The sequence below is a fragment of the Nocardiopsis ansamitocini genome (assembly GCF_030268225.1).
Classification (GTDB): domain Bacteria; phylum Actinomycetota; class Actinomycetes; order Streptosporangiales; family Streptosporangiaceae; genus Nocardiopsis_D; species Nocardiopsis_D ansamitocini.
In genome coordinates, this window is the sequence record NZ_BSQG01000001.1 from 446,229 (window position 1) to 468,879 (window position 22,651).

21 protein-coding genes are annotated in these 22,651 nt (G+C 68.4%); 7 read left to right on the forward strand and 14 right to left on the reverse strand.

The window, feature by feature from the left end:
- Positions 1–14: 14 nt before the first annotated feature.
- On the reverse strand, positions 15–1,277 hold the full coding sequence (gene thiI, locus QSJ59_RS02030; protein ID WP_285756925.1) for a tRNA uracil 4-sulfurtransferase ThiI: 1,263 nt from the start codon (positions 1,275–1,277) through the stop codon (positions 15–17).
- Between the two features lie 195 nt (positions 1,278–1,472).
- Entirely contained in the window at positions 1,473–2,498 is a 1,026-nt protein-coding gene (locus QSJ59_RS02035; protein ID WP_285756926.1) for a 6-phosphofructokinase, read from the reverse strand.
- Positions 2,499–2,769: 271 nt separating this feature from the next.
- Between QSJ59_RS02035 and glpK the strand changes: the two genes are divergently transcribed.
- Positions 2,770–4,248, forward strand: a complete 1,479-nt coding sequence (gene glpK, locus QSJ59_RS02040; RefSeq protein WP_285756927.1) for a glycerol kinase GlpK — start codon at positions 2,770–2,772, stop codon at positions 4,246–4,248.
- 37 nt (positions 4,249–4,285) lie between these two features.
- Here glpK and QSJ59_RS02045 read toward each other — a convergent pair whose 3' ends face one another.
- The 3 genes from QSJ59_RS02045 to QSJ59_RS02055 form a co-directional block, all read right to left on the reverse strand.
- Complete coding sequence (locus tag QSJ59_RS02045) at positions 4,286–4,945, reverse strand: response regulator (RefSeq protein WP_285756928.1); 660 nt, start codon at positions 4,943–4,945, stop codon at positions 4,286–4,288.
- Positions 4,946–4,970: 25 nt separating this feature from the next.
- Complete coding sequence (macS, locus tag QSJ59_RS02050) at positions 4,971–6,062, reverse strand: MacS family sensor histidine kinase (protein ID WP_349497178.1); 1,092 nt, start codon at positions 6,060–6,062, stop codon at positions 4,971–4,973.
- Positions 6,063–6,126: 64 nt separating this feature from the next.
- Positions 6,127–6,945: a lysophospholipid acyltransferase family protein gene (locus QSJ59_RS02055; protein WP_285756930.1), complete on the reverse strand. Its 819-nt coding sequence runs from the start codon at positions 6,943–6,945 to the stop codon at positions 6,127–6,129.
- A 276-nt stretch (positions 6,946–7,221) separates the two neighbouring features.
- Here QSJ59_RS02055 and QSJ59_RS02060 point away from each other — a divergent pair, with 276 nt between their 5' ends.
- Entirely contained in the window at positions 7,222–7,989 is a 768-nt protein-coding gene (locus QSJ59_RS02060; RefSeq protein WP_285756931.1) for an alpha/beta hydrolase, read from the forward strand.
- Positions 7,986–8,801, forward strand: a complete 816-nt coding sequence (locus QSJ59_RS02065) for a hypothetical protein (protein WP_285756932.1) — start codon at positions 7,986–7,988, stop codon at positions 8,799–8,801. The genes QSJ59_RS02060 and QSJ59_RS02065 overlap by 4 nt, the downstream gene beginning before the upstream one ends.
- 18 nt (positions 8,802–8,819) lie before the next feature.
- Here the strand turns inward: QSJ59_RS02065 and QSJ59_RS02070 are convergent, their stop codons facing one another.
- Entirely contained in the window at positions 8,820–9,509 is a 690-nt protein-coding gene (locus QSJ59_RS02070; RefSeq protein ID WP_285756933.1) for an endonuclease/exonuclease/phosphatase family protein, read from the reverse strand.
- A gap of 38 nt (positions 9,510–9,547) precedes the next feature.
- Positions 9,548–9,982 carry a VOC family protein gene (locus tag QSJ59_RS02075; protein WP_285756934.1) on the reverse strand — a complete coding sequence of 145 codons (435 nt, stop codon included), beginning with the start codon at positions 9,980–9,982 and terminating at the stop codon, positions 9,548–9,550.
- 100 nt (positions 9,983–10,082) lie between these two features.
- Between QSJ59_RS02075 and QSJ59_RS02080 the strand changes: the two genes are divergently transcribed.
- Positions 10,083–10,682 (forward strand): TetR/AcrR family transcriptional regulator, encoded by a 600-nt coding sequence (locus tag QSJ59_RS02080; protein ID WP_285756935.1) that lies wholly within the window; start codon positions 10,083–10,085, stop codon positions 10,680–10,682.
- 33 nt (positions 10,683–10,715) lie between these two features.
- Here QSJ59_RS02080 and QSJ59_RS02085 read toward each other — a convergent pair whose 3' ends face one another.
- The 3 genes from QSJ59_RS02085 to QSJ59_RS02095 all read right to left on the reverse strand — a co-directional run bounded on the left by QSJ59_RS02085 (position 10,716) and on the right by QSJ59_RS02095 (position 12,898).
- Positions 10,716–11,666: an ROK family glucokinase gene (locus QSJ59_RS02085; protein WP_285756936.1), complete on the reverse strand. Its 951-nt coding sequence runs from the start codon at positions 11,664–11,666 to the stop codon at positions 10,716–10,718.
- 291 nt (positions 11,667–11,957) lie between these two features.
- Positions 11,958–12,350 carry a hypothetical protein gene (locus QSJ59_RS02090; RefSeq protein ID WP_285756937.1) on the reverse strand — a complete coding sequence of 131 codons (393 nt, stop codon included), beginning with the start codon at positions 12,348–12,350 and terminating at the stop codon, positions 11,958–11,960.
- 110 nt (positions 12,351–12,460) lie between these two features.
- Positions 12,461–12,898 carry an SRPBCC family protein gene (locus QSJ59_RS02095; RefSeq protein WP_285756938.1) on the reverse strand — a complete coding sequence of 146 codons (438 nt, stop codon included), beginning with the start codon at positions 12,896–12,898 and terminating at the stop codon, positions 12,461–12,463.
- 352 nt (positions 12,899–13,250) lie between these two features.
- Here QSJ59_RS02095 and QSJ59_RS02100 point away from each other — a divergent pair, with 352 nt between their 5' ends.
- Positions 13,251–15,047 (forward strand): AMP-dependent synthetase/ligase, encoded by a 1,797-nt coding sequence (locus QSJ59_RS02100; protein WP_285756939.1) that lies wholly within the window; start codon positions 13,251–13,253, stop codon positions 15,045–15,047.
- A gap of 104 nt (positions 15,048–15,151) precedes the next feature.
- Here the strand turns inward: QSJ59_RS02100 and QSJ59_RS02105 are convergent, their stop codons facing one another.
- The 4 genes from QSJ59_RS02105 to QSJ59_RS02120 form a co-directional block, all read right to left on the reverse strand.
- The gene (locus QSJ59_RS02105; protein ID WP_285756940.1) at positions 15,152–16,222 is read right to left on the reverse strand and encodes a C40 family peptidase; all 1,071 of its coding nucleotides are present in this window, start codon (positions 16,220–16,222) and stop codon (positions 15,152–15,154) included.
- Between the two features lie 554 nt (positions 16,223–16,776).
- The gene (locus QSJ59_RS02110) at positions 16,777–17,784 is read right to left on the reverse strand and encodes a C40 family peptidase (RefSeq protein WP_285756941.1); all 1,008 of its coding nucleotides are present in this window, start codon (positions 17,782–17,784) and stop codon (positions 16,777–16,779) included.
- Positions 17,785–18,227: 443 nt separating this feature from the next.
- Positions 18,228–19,595 (reverse strand): NYN domain-containing protein, encoded by a 1,368-nt coding sequence (locus QSJ59_RS02115; protein WP_285756942.1) that lies wholly within the window; start codon positions 19,593–19,595, stop codon positions 18,228–18,230.
- Positions 19,592–19,864, reverse strand: coding sequence for a hypothetical protein (locus tag QSJ59_RS02120; RefSeq protein WP_285756943.1), 273 nt, complete (start codon positions 19,862–19,864; stop codon positions 19,592–19,594). Before QSJ59_RS02120 ends, QSJ59_RS02115 begins: the two co-directional genes overlap by 4 nt.
- A gap of 229 nt (positions 19,865–20,093) precedes the next feature.
- On the opposite strand from QSJ59_RS02120, the gene QSJ59_RS02125 reads away from it, so the two are divergent.
- Both QSJ59_RS02125 and QSJ59_RS02130 read left to right on the forward strand, forming a co-directional pair.
- The gene (locus tag QSJ59_RS02125; RefSeq protein WP_432707399.1) at positions 20,094–21,815 is read left to right on the forward strand and encodes a DEDD exonuclease domain-containing protein; all 1,722 of its coding nucleotides are present in this window, start codon (positions 20,094–20,096) and stop codon (positions 21,813–21,815) included.
- A gap of 49 nt (positions 21,816–21,864) precedes the next feature.
- On the forward strand, positions 21,865–22,641 hold the full coding sequence (locus tag QSJ59_RS02130) for a rhomboid family intramembrane serine protease (RefSeq protein ID WP_285756944.1): 777 nt from the start codon (positions 21,865–21,867) through the stop codon (positions 22,639–22,641).
- Positions 22,642–22,651: the final 10 nt, after the last annotated feature.

Genomic DNA, 22,651 nt, shown 5'->3' on the forward strand with positions numbered 1-22,651 from the left:
CGCTCGCCCGCTGCTTACCCGGTCTCTTCGCTGCCGAAGTAGCTGGGCCGGTGCAGCTGCACCGTTGAGGCCAGGTGCTCGGCCAGCTCCGCCGCGTCCAGACGCTTCTCGATCTGGCGCAGGTCCTCGATCTTGGCTGCGGTCTCCACCTGCCGCGGGGTCAGCATGGTGCAGCAGTCCTCGTCGGGCAGTTCGGAGATGGCGAGGGTGCCGATCTTACGGGCCTGGTCCATGATCTCGGTCTTGTCCATTCCGATCAACGGACGCAGGATCGGCAGGTCGACGGAGTCGTCCAGGGCCGTGATGTTGGTCAGGGTCTGGCTGGACACCTGTCCGAGCGCGTCCCCGGTGACCAGGGCCGCGCCGCCGAGGGTATCGGCCAGCGCCTCCGCGGTCTTGAGCATGAGGCGCCGCTGGGCGACGATCTGCAGACGCTCCACTCCGGAATTCTTGATCTGCTGCTGCGCCTTGCCGAAGGGGATGACGTAGAGCCGCGAGTTGCCCTGGAAGCGGTCGAGCTGGCGGACCAGGCTGTAGGCCTTGTAGATGGACTCGGGTCCGGTGAAGGGCATACCGGAGAAGTGCAGGAAGTCCACGCGCAGACCGCGCCGGATCATCCGGTGCGCGGCGACAGGTGAATCGATACCGCCCGACATCAGCACGAGCGCCCGCCCGCTCATTCCGGCGGGCAGTCCGCCCTGGCCGGGCATTCCGTCGGTGAAGACGAACACCTCGTCCTTGTCCACCTCGACGAACAGGGTGTTGTCGGGCTTCTTGAGCCGAACGGTCAGATGCGGGTGCGCCTCCCTGACCGCGGAGCCCAGGTGGGTGGCGATCTCGAAGGAGGACAACGGGAAGCGCTTGTCGCGGCGACGGGCACGCACGGCGAAGGTACCGGTGCGCTCGGCCATTGCCCGCAGGCTCACCGCGGTGACCGCGTCGACGTCCTTGGGCACGCGGCGCACCAGGTGCACCCACACGATGCCCATGACATTGCACATGCGCTCGCCCAGCTCCGCGACCTCAAGGTCGGAGGCACCGGGCATGCGCAGCATGATGACGCCCTTGCGCTGGGATATCTTCATCTCGCCCAGGCCCTTGGCCGCGGTGCGAATGTTGTTCTGCAGACGCCGCTCGAAGAGGTGTCGGTTGCTGCCCTTGAGCACGATCTCGCCGAGCTTCATCAGCACGCACAGCTCGCCGAGACCGTCCGGGCCCGTCTCGACTGCGACGTCCGCACTGGTGTGGGGGGCCGCGGAATCGAGCGACGCGGACATGACGGTACCTCCGGGGTCTGGTGGAACGAGGGGGCGGTCTCACACGGGGGCCGCTTGCATCCAGTATCGATCACCGGCGCAACCGTTTTGTCCGCCCCTCCCGTGTGTCGACCGCAACAGGTCCCGTCGTCCCGGGGACAGGCGTCCGGGCCCCGTCGCAGCTGGCGGCGGGGCCCGGACAAAGGCAGGCGGGGTCTATCCGAAGAAGACCTCGGCCTCCTCGTACCGCTCGACCGGAACGGTCTTGAGGACATCGGTGGCCGCGGCCAGGTCCACGCGAACGATGTCGGTGCCCTGGAGCCCGACCATCTTGCCGAAGTCCTTGTCGTTGACCGCGGCGATGGCGTTGGCGCCGAGACGGGTGGCGAGCACCCGGTCGAAGGCCGTGGGGGTTCCGCCGCGCTGGACGTGCCCCAGGACGACCGAGCGGGCCTCCTTGCCGGTGCGCGACTCGATCTCCTCTGCGAGACGCTGGCCGATCCCGCCCAGACGGACGTGGCCGAAGGAGTCCATCTCGCCGGTGCTGAGCTCCATCTGCCCGTCCTTGGGGTGGGCCCCCTCGGCCACGACGATGATCGGCGCGTAGTTGGTCTTGAACCGGCTCTCGACGTGTGCGACGACCTCGTCGATGTCGAACGGACGCTCGGGGATGAGGATGACGTTGGCTCCGGCGGCCATGCCGGAGTGCAGCGCGATCCAGCCCGCGTGGCGGCCCATGACCTCCACGATCAGAGCCCGGTGGTGCGACTCGGCGGTGGTGTGCAGCCGGTCGATGGCCTCCATCGAGATGTTGACCGCGGTGTCGAAACCGAAGGTGTAATCGGTGGCGTTGAGGTCGTTGTCGATGGTCTTGGGGACACCGACGACCTTGACGTCACGATCGTAGAGCTGGCGCGCGACACCGAGGGTGTCCTCGCCGCCGATCGCGATCAGGGCGTCCACGCCGAGGCCGGCGAGGTTGTCCTTGACCCGCTCGACGCCGCCGTCGATCTTCATGAGGTTGGTGCGCGAGGAACCGAGGATGGTTCCGCCGCGCGGCAGGATCCCGCGGACAGCGGAGATGTCCAGCGGCATCGTGTCGCCTTCGAGAGGACCACGCCAGCCGTCGCGGAAGCCGACGAACTCGTAGCCGTAGTCCTTGATGCCCTTGCGGACCACCGCGCGGATGACCGCGTTCAGTCCCGGGCAGTCCCCGCCACCGGTCAGCACCCCGACTCGCATGTGCGTGTACTCCTTGACTCGTCAGAAACCCTTGCGCCATCGATGGTGCCCGTGTGCGGCACCTGTCCATGGACTTTCGACCTCGCGGCTCGCCCTCGTCAGCAGAACGGCGTCGCCGTGACCGACATCACGAAAACGATGACACCCGGAGTTGAAAAACAATCACCAGGGGTAGGTCCCTGCGGTGAACACGCACCGCGGGACCGCGCTCTCGCGACCACGCCCATCACATGGTCTAGACCATATCGCCCTAGGTACTGGAGGCCAACCCATGGCGGTACTCACGATCGACGCCGGAACCACCGGGGTCACCGCGCTCATGGTCAGCGAAGACGGCCGGGTGCTGTCGCGCGGCTACCAGGAGTTCGCCCAGCATTATCCCGACTCCGGCTGGGTGGAGCACATCCCCGAGGAAATCTGGCAGGCGACCCTCGGAGCCTGCCAGAGCGCCGTCGACTCCGCCGGGGAACGGCCCAGCTGCCTGGGGATCACCAACCAGCGTGAGACGGCAGTGCTGTGGAACCGCAACCGCGCCACCGCGCCGCGCCGCGCCATCGTGTGGCAGGACCGGCGCACCGCGGGCATCTGCACCGAACTGCGCGACGCCGGTCACGAGCCGCGCGTCACCGAGCTCACCGGCCTGCGCCTGGACCCCTATTTCACCGCGACGAAACTGACCTGGATCGCCCGCAACGACCCGCGCGCCTGGCAGGGGGTGGAGTCCGGCGACGTGGTGGTGGGCACCGTGGATTCCTACGTCATCGCCCGCCTGACCGGCGGCAGCAGACACGTCACCGACGCCTCCAACGCCTCGCGCACCCTGCTCTACGACATCAGCACCGGCGCCTGGTCACCGGAGCTGTGCGAACTGTTCGGCGTTCCGATCCAGGCATTGCCCGAGGTCGTCCCCTCCTACGGAACCGTGGGCGAGACCGATCCGGATTCGTTCCTGGGGCTGCGCATCCCCATCGCGGGAATCGCCGGCGACCAGCAGGCCGCGATGTTCGGGCAGAACTGCTACCAGCCGGGAACATCGAAATGCACGTACGGAACCGGGTCGTTCGTTCTGGTCAACACCGGAAAAGAACCGGTGGCGCCCGAACAGGGGCTGCTGTCGACTGTGCTGTGGCAGCACCCCGACGGCACCCGCGACTACGCGCTCGAGGGATCCATCTTCGTGACGGGCGCCGCGGTGCAGTGGCTGCGCGACGGCCTCGGGCTCATCGACAAGGCGTCGCAGTCGGAAGGTCTGGCACGCAGCGTCACCGACTCGGGGGGCGTGGTGTTCGTGCCGGCGCTCACCGGTCTGGGGGCTCCCGACTGGGACCCCCACGCGCGCGGCGCGATCTTCGGCATCACCCGCGGTACGACGCGGGCCCACCTGGTGCGCGCCACACTCGACGCGATCGCCTTCGAGGTGCGCGACGTGGTGGCCGCCATGGCCGACTCCTCCGGGACAGAGCTCGCCGAACTGCGGGTGGACGGCGGCGCGTCGTCCAACAACCTGCTCTGCCAACTCCAGGCCGACCAGCTCGGGGTCGCGGTGGCGCGCCCGCGCATCCAGGAGACCACCGCCCTGGGAGCGGCGTTCCTGGCCGGGCTGGGGACCGGGGTGTGGTCCTCGACCGAGGAGCTGATGCAGACCTGGCAACTGGACCACCGCTTCGAGCCCGGTGCGCGCGACGACGCCGCACACCGACGCTGGCGGGTGGCCGTCGAGCGCTCCAAGGGCTGGACCGAGCTGACCTGATCCGCTCGCCCGGCCCTCGACGGTCGGGGAGGCGTCCCTACTCGTCGAGTCCCTGGTCGATGGCGTAGCGCACGAGCTCCACACGGTTGTGCAGTTGCAGCTTGTTGAGCGTGTTCTGCACGTGGTTCTGCACGGTGCGGTGGGACAGGGTGAGCCGGGAGGCGATCTGCTTGTAGGTCAGCCCCTTCGCGACCAGGCGCAGGACCTCGGTCTCACGACCGGTCAGCCGGGGGGTGTCGGGATCGTCGACGGGTGCGGGGGCGGCTGCCAGGCGCCGGTACTCCCCCAGCACCAGCCCGGCGAGCCCGGGCGTGAACACCGCGTCGCCGTGGTGGGCCCGGGTGACGGCGTCGATCAGCTCGTCCTTGCTCGCCGACTTCACCAGGTACCCGGTGGCGCCGGCCTTGACCGCGTCCAGCACGTCCTGCTGCTCACCGCTGGCCGACAGGATGAGGATGCGCGGCGGATCGGACTGTGCCAGCAGTTGCTGGGTGACCTTGACCCCCGACATGTCGGGGAGTTGCAGGTCGACCACGGCGACGGTGGCCCGCGTCGCGGGGGCGATGCGCACCGCTTTGGCGCCGTCGCCGGCGGTGGCCACCACCTCCAGGCCGGCCTCGGTGAGGTCCCGGGCGACCGCGTCGCGCCACATCGGGTGGTCGTCCACCACCATGACTCGGATCTGGGCGTCGTGCATGGGCTGACTCTAACCCGCCGCGCGGTCAGCGCGGCACCCGAAGCTCGATCTCCACGCCCTCCTGGGGAGCAGTCGTGACCGTGGCCTCTCCCCCGAGGTCGCGAATCCTGCCGCGGATGGACTGGGAGAGTCCCAGTCTGCCGTCGGCCTCGGCCTCGGCGACCCGTTCGGCAGCCATCCCGGGGCCGTCGTCGCGCACGGTGACCACCACCGTGTCCCCTTCGTCCTCGACCAATACCCAGACCCTGGTGCCAGGGGGGCAATGACGGTCGACGTTGGCCAGTGCTGCGCGTACCGCGGCGTCGACCTCCGCTGCGCCGGCTGCGGGCAGCGGAACCTCGGTGGCCGGGGTGGAGACCGTGACCAGGGTCGCGGAGTGGATGCTGAGCAACGCCCCGAGGTCGGCGGTGGTCGTGGTGGACGAAGTCTGCCGGTGCTCCGCCCCGACCAGGGCTCTCAGTGCAGCCTCCTGCTCGCCGGCGAGGCGTCCCAGGTCGGCCGCCTCGCCGCCGAGTTCGGTCCCGCGCCGCTGCACCATCGCCAGGACCTGGAGCACGGAGTCGTGGATGGTGCGGGCCAGTCGCTCGCGCTCACGGGTGCGGGCCTCCAGCTCGACGGCCTGGGCGAAGCGGTGTTCGGCCTCGGCGGCGATGTGGGCCATGTAGCCGACCGCGTAGCCGGCGAGGAGCAGCAGGACCATCCCGCTGATGACCGCGGCGGTGATCTCGCCGCGCAGGATCGTGTCGCACACCCCGTAGCCCAGTGCTGCGGCAACGGCCCACCGCCGGCCGCCCATGACCGCGGCTGCCAGCGGCGCTGCCCCGAACCAGGTGGCGGTGAGCGGGGGCGCGACCGCCAGGTAGTCCTCCCCCGCCACGATGCCGGTGCTGAGCATGCACGCGAAGGTGATCACGAGGTCGGCGGCGACCAGCCCCCAGGACCTGCGCGCGGGCTCGGCGTAGGCATAGGTGGCGAAGACCGTCCACACACCCATGCCGACGATGACCAGCCACGCCCCCACCGGGTGGGACAGCGTCTTGGAATACTGCATGACCAGTGCCGCGGCATAGACGACCGAGGCGATCCGAAACACCGCGATCCCCCGCCACAGGGGCACCTCGAAACCGTACGCGCGTTTCTCGGCTGTCTGCGGGGGGATCGTGCCGGCCGGGTCCATCAGGTCACTCGGCGTTCTTGGCCTCGGCCTTCGCGGCCTTCTTCTCGGCCTTGCGCCTGACGCGCTCGGCCTTCTTCGCCGTGCGCTCGGCTCGGCGGCGGTCCTTCTCGGAGGCGCTCTGCTCCTTGCGCTCCTCCTTGGCCGCGGCCTCGATCTCCGACTTGACCGACTGGGCGTACCGGTCGACGTACTCCTGGCCGGAGAGTTCCATGAGGGCGTACATGATCTCGTCGGTGATGGCGCGCAGGACCCGCGGGTCCTTTTCCATGCCCTGGTACCGCGAGAAGTCCAACGGCTTGCCGAACTTGACCTTGGGGCGGATACCGAGCTTGGGCAGGGTGCGCCCCGGCGGCATGATCTTGTCGACGTTGATCATCGCCATCGGCACGACCGGGGCGTTGCCCTCAAGGGCCAACCGGGCCACACCCGTGCGGCCGCGATAGAGCTTTCCGTCGGGAGAGCGGGTCCCCTCCGGATAGATCCCCAGGAGTTTGCCCTGCTTGAGCACGCGCAGCCCGGTGCGCAACGCACCCTCGCTGGCCTTGCCGCCGGAGCGGTCGATGGGGATCTGCCCGACCCCGGTGAAGAACATCCGGCTGAGGAACCCCTTGACTCCCTTGCCCGTGAAGTACTCCGCCTTCGCGAGAAAGGTGATCTTGCGGGGCAGGGGAAGCGGACCGAAGAAATGGTCGGAAAAGGACAGGTGATTGCTCACCATGATCGCCGGACCGTGTCGCGGAACGTTCTCGACACCGTAGGCGCGCGGCTGCCACAACACCGCGAGTACCGGGCCGAGAATCGCCTTGACCACCCAGTAGAACACCGCTCACCCCCGCACGTGCGGGGAGCGTTCGACCTGATTGGTCACGTTCACCTTCCCGCTGCCACGAATAATCGCCGCCATCCTCCCATCACTTGCGCACTACTACCAATGCCGGCCCGGGTTACTGCGGGGTAGCAACGGGGGATCTGCGCGCCACGCGATGGTGCACGGGGGTACCGGCCTTCAGAGCGCTCGACTAGTTTCATAGTTCCCTGCGCGGGCCTCGTCGGCCCCGCGCGCTCCAGCCGACCACGATCCCCAGGGAGCACCCGAGTTATGTCGTTACTGCCAGGCGCCGAACCGTTTCGGCACAGGGGCGGGCGCGTCGGCGTCGTACTGTGCCACGGGTTCACCGGTAGCCCGCAGTCGATGCGTCCGTGGGCCGACCGGCTGGTCGCGGCCGGCTGCACAGTGGACCTGCCTCTGCTGCCCGGGCACGGTACGAACTGGCGGGACATGCGTTCCACCACCTCTGACGACTGGTTGGCGGCGGCGGACGAGGCGTTCGTGCGGGTGCGCGCCGAGTGCGACGACGTCTTCACCATGGGCCTGTCCATGGGGGGTTGTCTGGCACTGCGCCTGGCCCAACTCCACGAGAACGACATCCGCGGGGTCGTGGTGGTGAACCCGTCCATCGCGGTGGAGGAACCACTGCTGCACATCGGCCACGCGGTGAAGTTCCTGGTGCCTTCGGTCAAGGGGCTGACCAACGACATCAAGAGGCCCGGGATGAGCGAAACGGGCTACGACCGGGTCCCCACGGCCGCGGCGGCGACCCTCCCCCGATTGTGGCGGGCGACCCGGAACGGCCTCCCGACGATGACGGCCCCGATCTTGGCCTACAGAAGTCCGCAGGATCACGTCATCGGTCCCCAAAGTCTGCGTATCCTCACAAGTAAGGCGGTCGCGTCCGCGGTTACCGTCCGCTCGCTCGACGACAGCTACCACGTCGCCACCCTGGACAACGACGCGGACGCGATCTTCGACGGCAGCCTCGCCTTCGTACGCGAACACAGCAGGCGCGGGGAAGGACTTCACGCATGACGGATCGTCGCGGCAACGGACTACTCGCCGACACCTACGTTCCGTTGATCCTGCTCCCCCCGACACTCGCCGACACCATGCTGTCGGCGTTGGGACGAGCAGGTATCGCGGCCTATGCCACCCCGCTGGACAACGACGTACTGGAACCGAGCGAGGCCCCGGGCGACGAGCCGCCCACCGACCACCTCTACGTGGACGCCAACGAACGTCGCGCCGCCGAGGAGGTCCTGCGAACGGAGCTCCCCGACCTGGAGGAGCGGCAGGACCCGGCCGGCCCCGCAGTGGTGGACGTGGCCCCCGACGAGGACAAGCGGCAGCCGTCCCCGGACGCGTCTGCGGCCACTGGCGACGACGCGGTGTGGGAGGACCTGGTCTCCAGGTTCTACGAGTCCGCCGCACCGGAACGGGCCTGGCCGGACGCCGAGAACGTCAGCACGGACCCGCCTTCTGCACCGGACTCCGAGGACACCGGCGGGAACGACGACGTCGGAACGACCTCGCTCCTGTCCGACCCGCAGCGCCTTGGCAGCACCGAGCGTCGCCGCCCTACGGGGCCCGACGACGGCGACCATTTCGTGCCCCCTCCGCCGCCCCCGTTTCCCCGTGGCGACCTCACCAGCCGGTTGGCCTGGGCCGGCCTGATCGGCGGCCCCGCCGCACTGCTGGTGGCCACCCTCATCGGGATGTCGATCCAGGGCTGGCAGGTCCTGGCGATCCTGGCGGCATTCGTCGCGGGGTTCGTGGTGCTGCTGATCAGGATGGGCGACCAACCGCCCAGCGACTCCGGCCCCGACGACGGCGCGGTGATCTGAACACCGCACCCGTACAGGTCAGTACGACAGCAGGAGTTCGGCCAGGAGCGGGCGGTGGTCGGTGGCGGCCACCAGATCGGCACGGGAGGGCTCCTCGGGGACCCCGGCCCCCACGACACCGAAGCGGGGATCGGCGAGGACCGCGTCGATCCGGGTGCGTGGCCGCCGGGCGGTGAAGGTGAACAGTTCGCCCGCCGGTGCCAATTCGGCCGTGTCGGTGAACGCGCGGGTGAGCAACCGCCAGGTCGGCCCTCCGGGAAGTTCGTTGACGTCGGCGGCCAGGACGACGGGGGCCTGGTGGCGGGCGAGCAGCGCGAGCAGTTCCTCGGCGTGCTGAAGCCGTGCCCGCGGGTCCAGGTCGAGATGGGTGACCGCCACCAGGGCCTCGTGGCCCTGGTGGTTCAGCACGACCAGGGACAGCGCCCGCAGGTGCAGGCCGCGATAGCGGCGTAGCCGGTGGTGGTGGCTGAGCAGGACCGAGATCTCGGGGCGCACCAGGATCGCCAGTCCTCCCGGGCGCCTGTTCACCGCGAGACGCAGTCCGCAGCGGCTTGCGAGGAGCCGGCGTTTGCGGCGCCACCCCAGCAGGCGCGGCGCTTCCTGGAGGCAGAGCACGTCGGGACGGCACGCTTTGACCACCCGTGCGACAGCCTCAGGGTCGTCACGCAGTGAACGGACGTTGTAGGAGAGTACGCGCAGGGTCGCCACGGGGCCCAAATACCCGGTCCGGCGGGGACGACACCGGATCAGCCCTGCTCGCTCCCCTCGGCGCCGACGTAGCTCCGGACGAACTCCGCCGACGGTGCGATCGGGGTGATGACGTCGATGAGGACCCCGTTGGGGTCGGCGACGATGAAGTGCCGCTGGCCGAAGTCCTCGCTGCGCAAGGCGAGTTCGGGCACCAGCCCCGCCCGGAGCACGAGCCGCTCGTATTCGGCGTCCACGTCGGCGACCTCGAAGTTGAGGAGGAGGCCCTGCACCGGGACGCGCCCTCTCGCGGGCAGCGTCTCATGGCGGTGGTCGAGCAGGGCGAGCTCGTAGCCCGGCTCCCCGGGCAGCTTGAGGCTGACATACCAGTCCGTCTCGAACACGATCTCGAACCCGAAGTGCTCGGCGTAGAAGTCTCTGGACCGGGTGACCTGGTCCGTACAGATCACCGGATAGAAGCTCGACAGACGCATCGTCCCGACTCCGATCAAATAAAAACCTACCGAAGGTATGTATTGGTATCGTAGATACGTACTCGCGGTATGTCAACGGACGGATGATGGGGTGCGGTGGATGTCAAACCGTCGGAGCAACGTCGAGCGCAGCAGGCAGACCAGGCACCGACTCCTGACGGAGGGGCGTCGACTGTTCGCCGACAACGGCTACGCCGCCGTCGGGCTCACCGAGGTCACCGATGGCACAGGGCTGACCAAGGGAGCCCTCTACCACCACTTCGACGGCAAGGCCGGACTGTTTCGTGCCGTGGTCGCGCAGGTGCAAGACGAGGTGGGCCAGCGGGTGGCCGCCGCCTCCGAGACCGAAACCGATCCGTGGCTGCGGTTCACGGCCGGCTGCCGGGCCTTCCTCGAAGCGGGCTGCGACCCCGAGGTGCGCCAGATCATGCTGGTGGACGGCCCGGCCGTACTGGGGTGGTCCGAATGGCGCGACATGGACGACGCCTCATCGGCTCGCCACCTCGCAGACGCGCTGTCGGGGTTGATCGGCGCCGGGGTGATCACCCCGCAACCGGTCGCCCCCCTGGTCCACCTTCTTTCAGGCGCCATGAACGAGGCGGCCCTGTGGCTCGCCGGCTCCGCGACACCGGACGACGACCTCTCCGCGACCGTGGCCGCGTTGTCACAGCTGCTGGGCGCCCTGCGCACCGCACCTTGAACGGGGCCCGACAGCGGTATCGCAAAACGGCCCTCAGAGGCGAACGAGGTCTCCGGCTCCGGCGATGCCGGCCTCGGAACCGAGTTCGGCCACCCGGATGTCGGCGAGGGTGCGCACGACGCGACCGGTGACGTGGCGGGCGAACGACTCGCGGACCGGGCCGATGAGGATGTCGCCGGCGTCGGAGACACCGCCACCGATGACGAAGCGCTCGGGGTCGAGGATCGCCGCCATGTCGGCCAGCCCCTGTCCCACCCAGTCGCCGACGACGCGGAAGCACTCCAGGGCAGCGGGGTCTCCTGCGAGGGCGGCCTCGGTGATGGCCTGGCCCTGGATGCGCTCGGGGTCGCCCTCAGCCGACTTGAGCAGCCGCTCGGCCCGCAGCGGTGCCGTCTTGGCCAGGTCCTGGGCCTCTGCGACGAGTGCTCGCCCGCTGGCGTACTGCTCCCAGCAGCCGCGGTTGCCACAACCACAACGACGACCGTCGGCGACGATCCGGTAGTGCCCGATCTCGGCCCCGATCCCGTATCGTCCGCGGAACAACTGGTGGTCGATGATCACCCCACCACCGATTCCGGTACCGAGGGTCACGCAGACCACGTGGCCGACACCGCGCCCCGCGCCGAAGCGCGCCTCTCCCCAGGCCGCGGCGTTGGCGTCGTTCTCGATGACGATCGGGAGGTCGACACGACGCTGGATACGCTCCCTGAGCGGTTCTCCGCGCCAGGCAAGGTTGGGGGCGAAGACGACGGTGGAGCGGGTCTCGTCGACGAAGCCCGCCATTCCCACTCCCACCCCCTCGATCTGCCCCTGCGGGTAGTGGGCGAGCAGTTCCTCGATGGCGTCGCAGACGACGTCGGCGATTGCGTCGCTGCTGATGGAAGGGGTGGGGTACTTGACCTTCTCCAGGATCCGACCGTCCGGGTCGACAACGCCGGCGGCCACCTTCGTGCCGCCGATGTCCACGCCGATCGTCAACCGCATGGACGGCTCCTTTTCACGTTGCATGCCCGACCCGCGTTCGCGCGCCGCCAGGGGCGAATCAATTGGAGTAAACCATTGGACTATACCGGTGGCCCCTCCGATGGCGTTCGGGTGGCCTGCGCACGGCCCGCAACGGAGCCGGACGACCGCCGCGCCCGTCTGCCCCTATGGGGGTGCGGCAACCGTGACCCACCCCATAATGGGCGAAATCGCCATGGTTGAAAAGACTGGGACACCGCACAGGCCCCGCAGCCGGAGACTGCGGGGCCTGCGGGTCGAGTCGGCTCCGGATCAGTCGCGCGGTTTGAGAGGGGTCACGTTGTCAGGTGTCTCCTCGTCCGATCGCCGGGCCGCGTTTTCCTGGAAGGAGCGCTCCACAGCCGACAGGGTGCGCCCGAAGGCGCCGAACATCAGCGTTCCGGCCTGCCCGAGATGGCGGCCGACCTCCGGCAGGGTCGTACGTGCGATACCGACCACCTGGTCGAGCAGCGGTGGCGGAGTGGCGGGCTCCTCCTTGACCGCCTCCTCCCACACGTCGCCCTTGTGCGGTGGTGGAGAGGCGATACTGGAGACCCCCTTGCGTACGCCCGCGATGATGAGCTTGCGCTGGAGCGCGTCGACCAGCCGGAGGGCGTCGTCGATGATGTCCGAGGAATTCCCGGAATCAGGAGTGGGCTGAGCCATGGGTCACCTGCCTGTTCGTGGTCTCTGCTGTCACGTTAACCGGCCGTGGCCGCCAGGAGTTCCGCCCTCCTGCGAAACCAGGGGAATCCCCGATACGGCCTCAGGGCGGTTCACCCCCGTTCGACCCGCCGCCGCAGCCCCTTGAGCGCGGTGTCCACGATCTGGCGCTCGCCACGGCGCCGCATGATGCCGGGAACCGGTACGCGCAGGGCGATCGACAGTTCGTAGGTGACGTCGGTGGCCGACGGTGACTGCTCGGCCAACGTGTAGGAACCGGTCATGGCCGACAGCGCGCTGCCCGCCTCCACCAGTTCCCACCTGACTCCGAGCCCGTCCCAGGAGTACCCGAGGGTGTAGGTGTCCTTGACCAGTCCGGCGTCGATGGTGAAACGCACCCGCGCGGGGCGCCCGTCGGCCCCGTGCTCCACGACGTCGGCGGCCTTGATGCCGTCGGCCCAGTCGGGATAGGACGCGAAGTCCGCGATCACGCCGAGGATGTCGGCCGGAGGCGCACTGATCGTGACGGCGGAACTGGTGTGGTCGCTCATCGGCGGTTTTCCTCACTGGAGGTCGGGGTGGATGCGCCCCACCTTCGCTCACGAGGGCGGCGGTCACAACACGCGCCCCGCGGAATCGGCCCGAGATCCACCTCCTCCGCCGAACCAGGAGGACAAAGGCCGCAAAACCTCTCTGCTCCGTGCATACTTGGCCTTCTCCGGCCTCGGGTACCGCAGTGATTCCCGATCGAACGGGTATCGCGCGGCAGGGGTCGCGTGACCAGCCCTCAAGCGGGGATCACCGTCCAATACCGAATGAGAACCGGTTCTACCAGCTGTCGGCGGAACTTGTTACCGTCATCACGTCCCCTTGTGTAACCCAGTTAGTGCAGGAGCTGAACAAGTGCGCGAGTACTCCCGTCCGCCAAAGGTCGAGCTTTCCCCCGACGCGCGCCTGACCGGCACCGTGTTCGCCCGTGCCGCGGAGGAGCCCTCCGCCGTGATGTTCAAGCGGCAGGAATCGGGCCAGTGGCACAACGTCACGGTCAAGGAGTTCCACGACGACGTGGTGGGAATCGCCAAAGCGCTGATCGCAGCGGGTATCGGTCACGGGGACCGGGTCGGACTCATCTCGCGCACCCGCTACGAGTGGACGGTCATCGACTACGCCGTCTGGAGCGTGGGGGGCGTGGTCGTGCCGATCTACGAGAGCTCCTCCGACGAGCAGCTCACGTGGATCCTCGGCGACTCCGGGAGCAAGGCCGTTTTCGTGGAGACCGGCGAGCACACCGAGCGGGTGGCCGCTCTCCGCTCCGAACTCCCCGAGCTCGCGCACACCTGGCAGATCGAGGGCGGCTCCCTCAAGGAACTGGTCGCGACGGGGACCGAAATCGCCGATTCCACCCTTGAGGAGCGCCGCACCGCCGGCACGCCGGACGATCTCGCCACGCTCATCTACACCTCCGGCACCACCGGGCGCCCCAAGGGGTGCGAACTGAGCCACCGCAACCTGCTCTTCGACATCCGGAACGTCATCGAGGGGCCCCTCAAGCCGATCTTCACGATGGAGGGGCGTGCGACCCTGCTGTTCCTTCCGCTGGCGCACGTCTTCGCGCGGCTGATCCAACTCGGCTGTGTGGAATCCAAGACCGTGATGGGCCACTTCCCCAGCACCGGGCCGGAACTGATCGACACCCTGGGCGTCTTCAAACCGACCTTCCTGCTGGCCGTGCCCCGGGTGTTCGAGAAGGTCTACAACAAGGCCGAGCAGAAGGCCACCTCGGAGGGACGGGGGCGGATCTTCCACGCGGCCGCCGACACCGCCATCGCCTACAGCAAGGCATTGGACGCCGGAAAGCCGGGCCTCGGCCTGCGTGCCAGGCACGCGGTGTTCAGCAAGCTCGTCTACGGCAAGATCCTGGCCGCGCTGGGCGGCGAGGCCAAGCACGCGGTCTCGGGCGGATCGGCGCTGGGCGACCGGCTCGGCCATTTCTTCCGCGGGATCGGGCTCACCGTCCTTGAGGGATACGGCCTCACCGAGACCTCCGCACCGACCTCGGTGAACGGCCCCGAGGAGAACCGCATCGGCAGCGTGGGACGCGCACTGCCCGGCACCGCGATCCGGATCGACGACGACGGCGAGATCCTCGCCAAGGGCGACCACGTGATGCGGCGCTACTGGAACAACCCCACGGCGACCGCTGAGTCGTTCAACGAAGACGGCTGGTACCGCACCGGTGACCTGGGCAGCCTGGACGAGGACGGTTACCTGCGCATCACCGGCCGCAAGAAGGAGATCATCGTGACCGCGGGCGGCAAGAACGTCGCCCCCGCGGTGATCGAGGACCGGATCCGGGGCAACGTCCTGGTGAGCCAGTGCATGGTCGTCGGCGACAACCGCAACTTCGTCTCCGCGCTGATCACCGTCGACGCCGAGGCACTGGAGTTCTGGAAGAAGCAGAACAACAAGACGGGCTCCATCGCCGACCTCGTGGACGACGCCGACCTGCGCGCGGCCGTGCAGGAGGCGGTGAACGAGGGCAACAAGGCGGTTTCCACGGCCGAGTCGGTCCGCAAGTTCACCATCCTGCCCGTGGACTTCAGCGAGGAGTCCGGGCAGATGACCGCCTCCCTCAAGATCAAGCGGCACGTCATCGCCAAACAGTTCGGCGACGAGATCGACCGGCTCTACTCCGCCTGACCCGTTCGGCAGCCGAGAAGCCCGAAGGGCGCCCAGGCCGGCCCCGAAACGACCGGTGCCCCGCCTCCCTTGCCAGGGAGGCGGGGCACCGTCGTGTGCGGCGGCTAGGGCCGGATGCCTCCGACGAACACGCCACGGTAGTAGGAGCTCAGGTCCACCACGCCGATCGGCTTGGACGAGGTGGAGGCGTGCACCATTCGGCCGTCTCCGGTGGCCATCCCCACGTGCGTGGGCGAAGAACCGTAGAAGAACAGCAGGTCCCCTGCCTGGAGGTTGTCCCAGGAGACGCGCTGTCCGGCACCGAACTGCTGCTGGGAGGTACGCGGCAGGCTCACGCCTGCGGCGCGCCAGGCAGCCTGGGTCAGGCCCGAGCAGTCGTAACCGCCAGGCCCCGTTCCGCCCCAGACGTAGGGCTTGCCGACCTGGGCGAAGGCGAAGTCCAACGCCGTTTTGGCGTTGCCGGTCGCCGGCCCGTCGTAACTGGCCCCACCGCTTGAGGAGGAACCCCCCGAGGAGGACGAGCCACCTCCGCCGGTGCCCGCGTTGCTCACTCCTGCGTCGCCGACCCCGGCCGTGGCCTGGGCACGCTCTTCGGCGGTGAGCTCTTCGAGCAGTTCCTCCTGCTCGGCGATCTTGGCCTCGCCCTGCTCCTTGGCCTCCTCAGCCTCATCGAGCTTGTCCTGGGCCTCCTGCTCGGTGGTCTCGGCCTGGGCTTCGAGCTTCTCCAGCTTGTCGCGCTCTTCGACGTAGCGGTCGAGGCTGCTCTGCTGGTTCTCCGAGAGGTAACCGAGGTCCGCGGCCTGGGCGAGGATGTCCTCAGGGCCGCTGGAGCCGATCAGGAAGACCGGGGAACTGTAGTCGGCGCCGCTGTAGGCGGCGCTGGCCAGCGTGCGCACCGAGCCACGCAGGTCGTCGAAGCTCTCCTGGGTGTCCTTGAGGTCACCCTTGATCTCGTCGAGCTTCTTCTTCGCGGCCTTGTGGTCCTGCTTGGCCGTGTTGTAGGTCTCGTTGAGGCCGGAGAACTCGGCCTCCAACTCCTCGATCTTCTCCCGGACGTCGGCCGCGGTGGGATCCGCGAAGGCCACACCCTGGGAGACGACGAGTCCTCCTGCGGCGAGAACGCTTACGGCCGCCAGCCGGCGACGGTAAGAGCCACGATCATGGCGTTTATCCACGGTTGTGGCACACCTTTCTCCCATCTCCGCCTACCGAGACAAGACTGCGTGGGTTCGGGCTGCTGAACAGGGGGCCCTACAGCCCCGGCACGAACCGGCGCTGATTCACCCGGAAGGGAACTTGCCCGTGTGGCCCGAGACTGGTGGGGGTACGGGCCGTTGAGGAGGTTCTTCGGCCTCCGCGCGCTGGGATGGATTGCGAGTGCGTCACGGAGTTCGGCGGGAGGGGTCGCTGCCATCCTGGTGATGGCGAGAATGACGACTCCACTCGGCGATGAACATAGTGCATCCCCGCCCCCCATCTCAACCAATTCGTTATTTTGATGGCAGTATTCGCAAAAGCCATAATTAAGACATACGTTCGTCCGAAAATCGCGCAGCCCAGTATCGGCAAGCCCTGGAACAGCGATCGCGGCCCGCGGGAGGTCTCCCACGGGCCGCGATCGCGCCTGAAATAATGTGAACAGCGTCTCCTCGGCCCGGCCGCCCGAAGAAGGCCATCGGGAAGAGGAAACCCCCTCAGCCGCAGGTCACACGACTGGAGGGGCGGACCTCTAGGGGCGAACGGCGAACTGGAACTGCCCGTCCCAGTACCCGGCCAACGGAACGACCTCGACGTTCTTGCCCGTGCGCGGGGCGTGGACCATCTGGCCGTTGCCCGCGTACAGGCCGGCGTGGGTGAGACCGCCGTAGAAGAAGATCATGTCGCCGGGCTGCATGGCGTCGTAGCTGACCCGCTGTCCGGCTTCGGCCTGCCCGTAGGTGGTGCGGGGCAGGGAGACGCCGGCCGCGCCCCAGGCACGCATGATCAGACCGGAGCAGTCGAAGCTGCCCGGGCCGGCGCTGCCGTAGACGTAGGGCTTGCCGATCTGGGCGTAGGCGAAGTCGAGGGCACTGGCCGCACTTCCCGAGGCCGAACCGGTGTAGCTCCCGCCGACAGCACCGCTGCCGTCGGCCGAACCGCTGGGGCTGGGGTCCGCATCGGGGAACTGCTCGAGCAGTTCCTCCTGCTCGGCGATCTTGGCCTCGACCTCCTCCTTCTTCTCCTCCAGCTCGTCCTTCTGCTTCTTGGCCTCGACCAGGAGCTCGTCGTTCTCCTGCTTGAGTTTGATCAGGCGCTCGGAGGAACCCTCGAACTCGTCCAGCTGGCTCTGCTGGTTCTCCGAGAGGTAGCCGATGTCGGCGGAGTGGTCGAGGATGTCCTCGGGGTTCTCCACCGTGAGCAGGCTGGAGGTGGATTCGAGGTTGTTGGACCGGTAGGCCGCGCTGGCGAAGGCCGCGACGCTGTCGCGCAGCTCCTCGTAGCGCTCTTCCTCGTCACCGACCTGCTTGTCGAGTTCGTCGGCCTTCTTCTTGACCGTGTCGTACTCTTCTTTGGCCTGGTTGTATTCCTCGACAATGCTGCCGACCTCCTCATTGAGGTCCTCGAGCGTCTGCTCGACCTCTTCCTGAGTGGGGTCGGCGTGTGCGACACCGGCGGGCAGAATCAGACCGCCCGCCGCCATGACGCTGAGGCCGGCCGCGATCCGGCGGGCCGCGCGCCGTCCACCGTTGTTGGTCATGGGCGGTACACGCTCCTTTGATCAAGTCCGCTGAGAGGTGGGTAAGAGGGGGATGTGCGTCCGCGAACAGGACGCGTGAGCCAGGGGCGCGAATGTCACAACCATCGGGCGCTCGTCCATGGCTCCGGATAGAACCTAGCGGAACGCTCCCCCAGGCTCAACCAGGAGCGTCGGCCATCGGTGCGGACACAACGGGATATCCGCCCCACCCGGGGGCGCACCACCCATCCGAATCGTCCGTTTCATCACCGGTCGACGGACCCTCCGGCACCGATCGGGCCTCTTCAGAGCGCCGTCGGACGGCAGCGCGGTTGTGGACCACGGACCCTACGCCATCCGGGCACCCGACGGATTTCACCGGAAAAGCGACCGATGTGCCATGGCCGACATTCAGCGGTTCCCCATAGCATCCGGCCGGTCCGAACGACAGACCTTTCCCGGCTTCAGTCGAGCCGGCGAAGCAGCAGCGCCGAGGCGACCGTGCGCGCACCCTCGCGGCGCACGGCCGACACGATCTCCTTGTCCGAGGTGACCACTGCCAACGGCCGCCCCTCCGGTTCAGCTCGAACCAGTCGGATGATCAGCTCGTCCGCGGTCTCGCCGGGGTCACTGAAGAGCAGGCGGACCCGCCTGGTCGCCGACAACGCGAGCGGTGCCTCCACCTCCGCACCGTCGAACACGCAGGTGATCTCGGACTTGGTCCGACTCGCCAACCCTTCGAGGCTGGCCAACAACCGGCTGCGCTGGTCGGCCAGCGGCAGGGTCCCGTATCCGGTCTTGGTGACGTTGTAACCGTCCACCAGCAGGTGGATGCGCGGCATGACCAGGAGCCGGTCGATGAGACCGGGGTCGTCGTCGGGCAGGCCCCGTGCGGGGACCCCGGTCGAACGGGTCTGGGTCTCGTCCGCGATCAGATCGGCGGGCAACGTGATCGACGTGGGCAGCGCGAGCTCACGGCGCAGCCCATGGGCCGCGTCCTGGAGCACGTCGATGAGCACGCGGAGGCGCGACTCCTCGGCGCTGCGGCCGACCCGCGCGGCCCGACGGGCGTTCTCCACCTGGGCCTCGGCCGCAGCGAGCTTGTTGCGCAGCCGCCGGTTCTCCGCCTCCACCGAACTGACCTGGGCCGCGGCGGTTCCGCTTCGGTCACCCGCCTCGGCCTCGATCTTCCTGGCGTAGGCGACCGCCTCCTTGGCACGCTGCCGCTCGACATGGACCTTGCGACGCAGCTCGGTGATCTCGGACTTGTGATCGCGAAGGTCGGTGCGCAGTCGTTGCAACTCGGCACGGTGCTCGCTCTTGGTCTCCTCCAGACGGTCGCGGAGCTGCGCCACCTCCTCGGCCGTGGCGTCGGCCTCTTTCGCGGTCTCCTGACGCTCCAGTTCGGTGTGGAGGCTGTCGACCATCGCCGCCCAGCCCTCGGGCCGCAGGAGGTAGGCGGTGGCGGCCACCGTTACCGGATCGGCTGCCGGCGGGACCTCGCCCTCCGTGATCTCCTCGGCCAACTGGGGCCATGCCTGACGCATCCGTTCGGCGACCTGGACACGGAATTGGGGGTCGCTCTCCAACTGCGCAGCGATCTGCGGGCCGGCCAGCCGGGCACGGCGCCTCGGCTCGAACCGGGCGACCTTGCGCAACATCGGAGGAAGGTCGCCAGTGGGCAACACCCCGAGGATCTCCGAGCCGTACTCGATGACCCGGGCACGCACGGCCTCGGGCAGCGGTCTGGCCGGACGTTCGGCACCGGCGGACTCGCCTGCGGACTCCTGGGCGGTCTCGGCCGGCTCCTCCCCCTCGCTCTCGCCGCTCATGGGTGCGCCACGCTCCCGGACCCATTGGCAGCCTCATCGGCGGCGGGGCGATCGACCAACTCAACGGAGTCGGCCGCTGAGCACCAGCGGCAGCGCACCTGCTCAACGGTTTCGGCCAGCACCTCACGCTCCTCCACCTGCCCCTCCCCGGACAGGTCGAAGTGCAGGTAGTCGCGCGCACGGACCGTACGGGTGACGTCAAAACGCGTCAGGTTCCCGCACTGCTTGCAGCGCCACCTCTGGTTACCGGTCGGCACCGAAATGCTCACAGCCTTGTCCTCCTCCATGGGTTCCGACCCTATTTGCCAGGCGCGCGAAAGTACCCGGAGAACACGGCCGTCGCCGAGAATCCCCGGTGCGGATCAACGAATGATGCGTCCCTCATCTTTCCACGGTCGCGCTGGGAGGAGGCTGGGGAGCGCGGGCGGGGCAGCGCCTTCATGGACGACCTGGCCGACCGAACCCGCCCGCGTCCGCACCCACGCGTACCCTGACCGGGTGGCCCAACCCCACCTGCCGATGCAGGCAACCCTCGACGAACTCGGAACCCCTCTCTCCGCCACGACATTTGTGGTCGTGGACCTGGAGACCACCGGCTCGCGCCCTGACCGCGGAGCCGGCATCACCGAGATCGGCGCGGTCAAAGTCTGCGGAGGGGAGGTCCTGGCAGAGTTCGAGACGCTGGTGGACCCCGGTGAACCCGTACCGCCGTTCATCACGCTGCTCACCGGGATCAGCCAGGCCATGGTCGACTCCGCTCCCCCGGTCGCAGCAGTGCTGCCCGACTTCCTGTCGTTCGTCGGGCCGGATCCCACCATCGTCCTGGTGGCCCACAACGCTCCGTTCGACATCGGTTTTCTGAAGTCCGCCTGCGCCGCCCACGATGTGGACTGGCCGGGGTACCCCGTACTGGACACCCTGCCCCTGGCCCGTCGGTTGGTGTCGCGCAACGAGATCACCAACCACAAGCTCGCCACCCTGGCGGGTTTCTTCGGTGCCGCCGACCAGCCGACGCACCGCGCACTGGCGGACGCGCGGGCCACTGCGGGAGTCCTGCACGGCCTGTTCGAGCGGTTGGGCCCCTACGGGGTGCAGACCTGGGAGGAACTGCGGTCCTTTCGCAGCGCCCCGACACCGGCCCAGCGGGGCAAACGGCATTTGGCCGAGGGCCTCCCCCAGAAGCCGGGCGTCTACGTGTTCGAGGACGCAGCAGGTGCGGCACTCTACGTCGGCAAGAGCACCAACCTGCGCAAACGCGTACAGTCCTATTTCACCGCCTCCGAGACCCGCTCCCGGGTGCGCGAGATGGTCGGACTGGCCGAGCGGGTCACCCCGATCGTGTGCGGGACCGCGCTGGAGGCCGAGGTGCGCGAACTGCGGTTGATCACCGAGCGTAGTCCGACCTACAACCGGCGCTCACGCAACGCCGAACGGCTGCCGTGGGTAGAACTGACGCGCGAGACGTTCCCGCGGCTGTCGGTCGTGCGCAGGACCGACGGCGACGCCCACGCCTATCTGGGCCCCTTCTCCAGTGTGCGGGAGGCCGAGCTGGCCCGCGAAGCGGTGCACCAGACGTTTCGCATCCGCCAGTGCACCCAGCGCATCAAGGCGTCCCGACCGGTCAGAGCCTGTGCGCTGGCCGGGATGGGACGCTGCGGCGCGCCGTGCGAAGGGGCGGAGGACGTCGAGGAGTACTCCGCGCACACCGCAGCCGCGGCCCACGCGATGTCGGCCGACGTCTCCCCAGTGGTGGAGGCACTCACCGCGCACATCGCCGACCTCGCCGGGCAACTGCGCTACGAGGAGGCCGCGGTCCACCGCGACCGGCTGGCGGCGTTCGTGAAAGGCGCGACGCGCGCCCAGCGCCTGCAGGCGATCGCGACGGTGGCGCACCTGGTAGCCGCACGCCCGGACGGCCCCGACTGGGAACTGTGCGTGGTACGCCACGGACGGCTCGCCGGGACCGCACGAATGCCCCCGGGCTCCGATCCGCATTCCTTTCTCAAAGCACTGGTGGACACCGCCGAGACAGTCGCTCCGGGCCGTGGGCCGGCCCCCAGGGCCAGTGCGGCCGAGACCGAATGCGTGCTGCGCTGGTTGGAGGGCCCGTTGGTGCGGCTGCTGGAACTGGAACACGACTGGGCGAGCCCGCTCAACGGCGCGCAAAAGTACCTGGGGCTGACAGACTGGGACCGGGCCGCACCCTTCACCCAGCGGTGACCGGGACCACGCTCACCGACAGCTCCCCACCTAAAACGACGAGGGTTCGATGGCCGGCATCCCACTCAGCGACGACTACCCGGTGCGCCGGATACCGATCGTCACCTACCTGCTGGTCGCCGCCAACGTCACGGTCTACCTGCTGTCACCGATGTCGCAGTTGGCCGTCTGGTACAGCGCGGAACTGGGGGCGCGGCTGTGCTCGGTGGACGTCTACCTGCTGCACTGGGCGGCCTTCCCGACCGAGCTGCTGACCGGGAGGCAGCTGACGGCGGAGCAGGCAGCCGCATTCACCAGCTGCCCCGTCGGGGAGTACACCAAGGTGCCGTGGATGTCGTCGGTGAGCTCGATGTTCCTGCACGGTGGAGCACTGCACCTCCTCGGCAACATGGTGTACCTCTTCGTTTTCGGCCCGTGTGTGGAGGACCGCCTCGGGCGGCTGCGCTACCTGGCCATCTACCTGCTGTCGGGTGTTGTGGCCTGCTACGGGTTCGTTCTGGGCGAAGGCATCGGTACGACTCCGATGGTGGGCGCCTCCGGTGCGATCTCCGGAGTCCTGGGCGCCTACCTGGTGGTGCAGTTCCGCAGCAGGGTCATCACACTGGTCCTGGGCTTCATCCCGGTGCGGCTGCCGGGATGGCTCATGGTGGGGGCCTACTTCGCGCTGCAGTATTTCCTGTACCTCAGCCTGAGCATCTCCCCCGACGCCGAGAACAACACCGCCTATGGTGCGCACGTCTATGGTTTCATCGCCGGACTCACCAGTGGACTGCTGATCTACCGGGTCCGCTGGCGCTCGGGCGCCCGCCTGTCCGACGTGCACTGAGACACCCGGA

Excerpts from the sequence above, each read along its gene's own strand:
- glpK (WP_285756927.1), top strand. The coding sequence starts at position 2,770 with ATGGCGGTACTCACGATCGACGCCGGAACCACCGGGGTCACCGCGCTC.
- QSJ59_RS02065 (WP_285756932.1), top strand. The coding sequence starts at position 7,986 with ATGACGGATCGTCGCGGCAACGGACTACTCGCCGACACCTACGTTCCG.
- QSJ59_RS02045 (WP_285756928.1), bottom strand. The coding sequence starts at position 4,945 with ATGCACGACGCCCAGATCCGAGTCATGGTGGTGGACGACCACCCGATG.
- QSJ59_RS02090 (WP_285756937.1), bottom strand. The coding sequence starts at position 12,350 with ATGGCTCAGCCCACTCCTGATTCCGGGAATTCCTCGGACATCATCGAC.
- QSJ59_RS02080 (WP_285756935.1), top strand. The coding sequence starts at position 10,083 with ATGTCAAACCGTCGGAGCAACGTCGAGCGCAGCAGGCAGACCAGGCAC.
- QSJ59_RS02130 (WP_285756944.1), top strand. The coding sequence starts at position 21,865 with ATGGCCGGCATCCCACTCAGCGACGACTACCCGGTGCGCCGGATACCG.
- QSJ59_RS02115 (WP_285756942.1), bottom strand. The coding sequence starts at position 19,595 with ATGAGCGGCGAGAGCGAGGGGGAGGAGCCGGCCGAGACCGCCCAGGAG.
- QSJ59_RS02095 (WP_285756938.1), bottom strand. The coding sequence starts at position 12,898 with ATGAGCGACCACACCAGTTCCGCCGTCACGATCAGTGCGCCTCCGGCC.
- QSJ59_RS02110 (WP_285756941.1), bottom strand. The coding sequence starts at position 17,784 with ATGACCAACAACGGTGGACGGCGCGCGGCCCGCCGGATCGCGGCCGGC.
- QSJ59_RS02075 (WP_285756934.1), bottom strand. The coding sequence starts at position 9,982 with ATGCGTCTGTCGAGCTTCTATCCGGTGATCTGTACGGACCAGGTCACC.
- QSJ59_RS02060 (WP_285756931.1), top strand. The coding sequence starts at position 7,222 with ATGTCGTTACTGCCAGGCGCCGAACCGTTTCGGCACAGGGGCGGGCGC.
- QSJ59_RS02085 (WP_285756936.1), bottom strand. The coding sequence starts at position 11,666 with ATGCGGTTGACGATCGGCGTGGACATCGGCGGCACGAAGGTGGCCGCC.
- QSJ59_RS02035 (WP_285756926.1), bottom strand. The coding sequence starts at position 2,498 with ATGCGAGTCGGGGTGCTGACCGGTGGCGGGGACTGCCCGGGACTGAAC.
- thiI (WP_285756925.1), bottom strand. The coding sequence starts at position 1,277 with ATGTCCGCGTCGCTCGATTCCGCGGCCCCCCACACCAGTGCGGACGTC.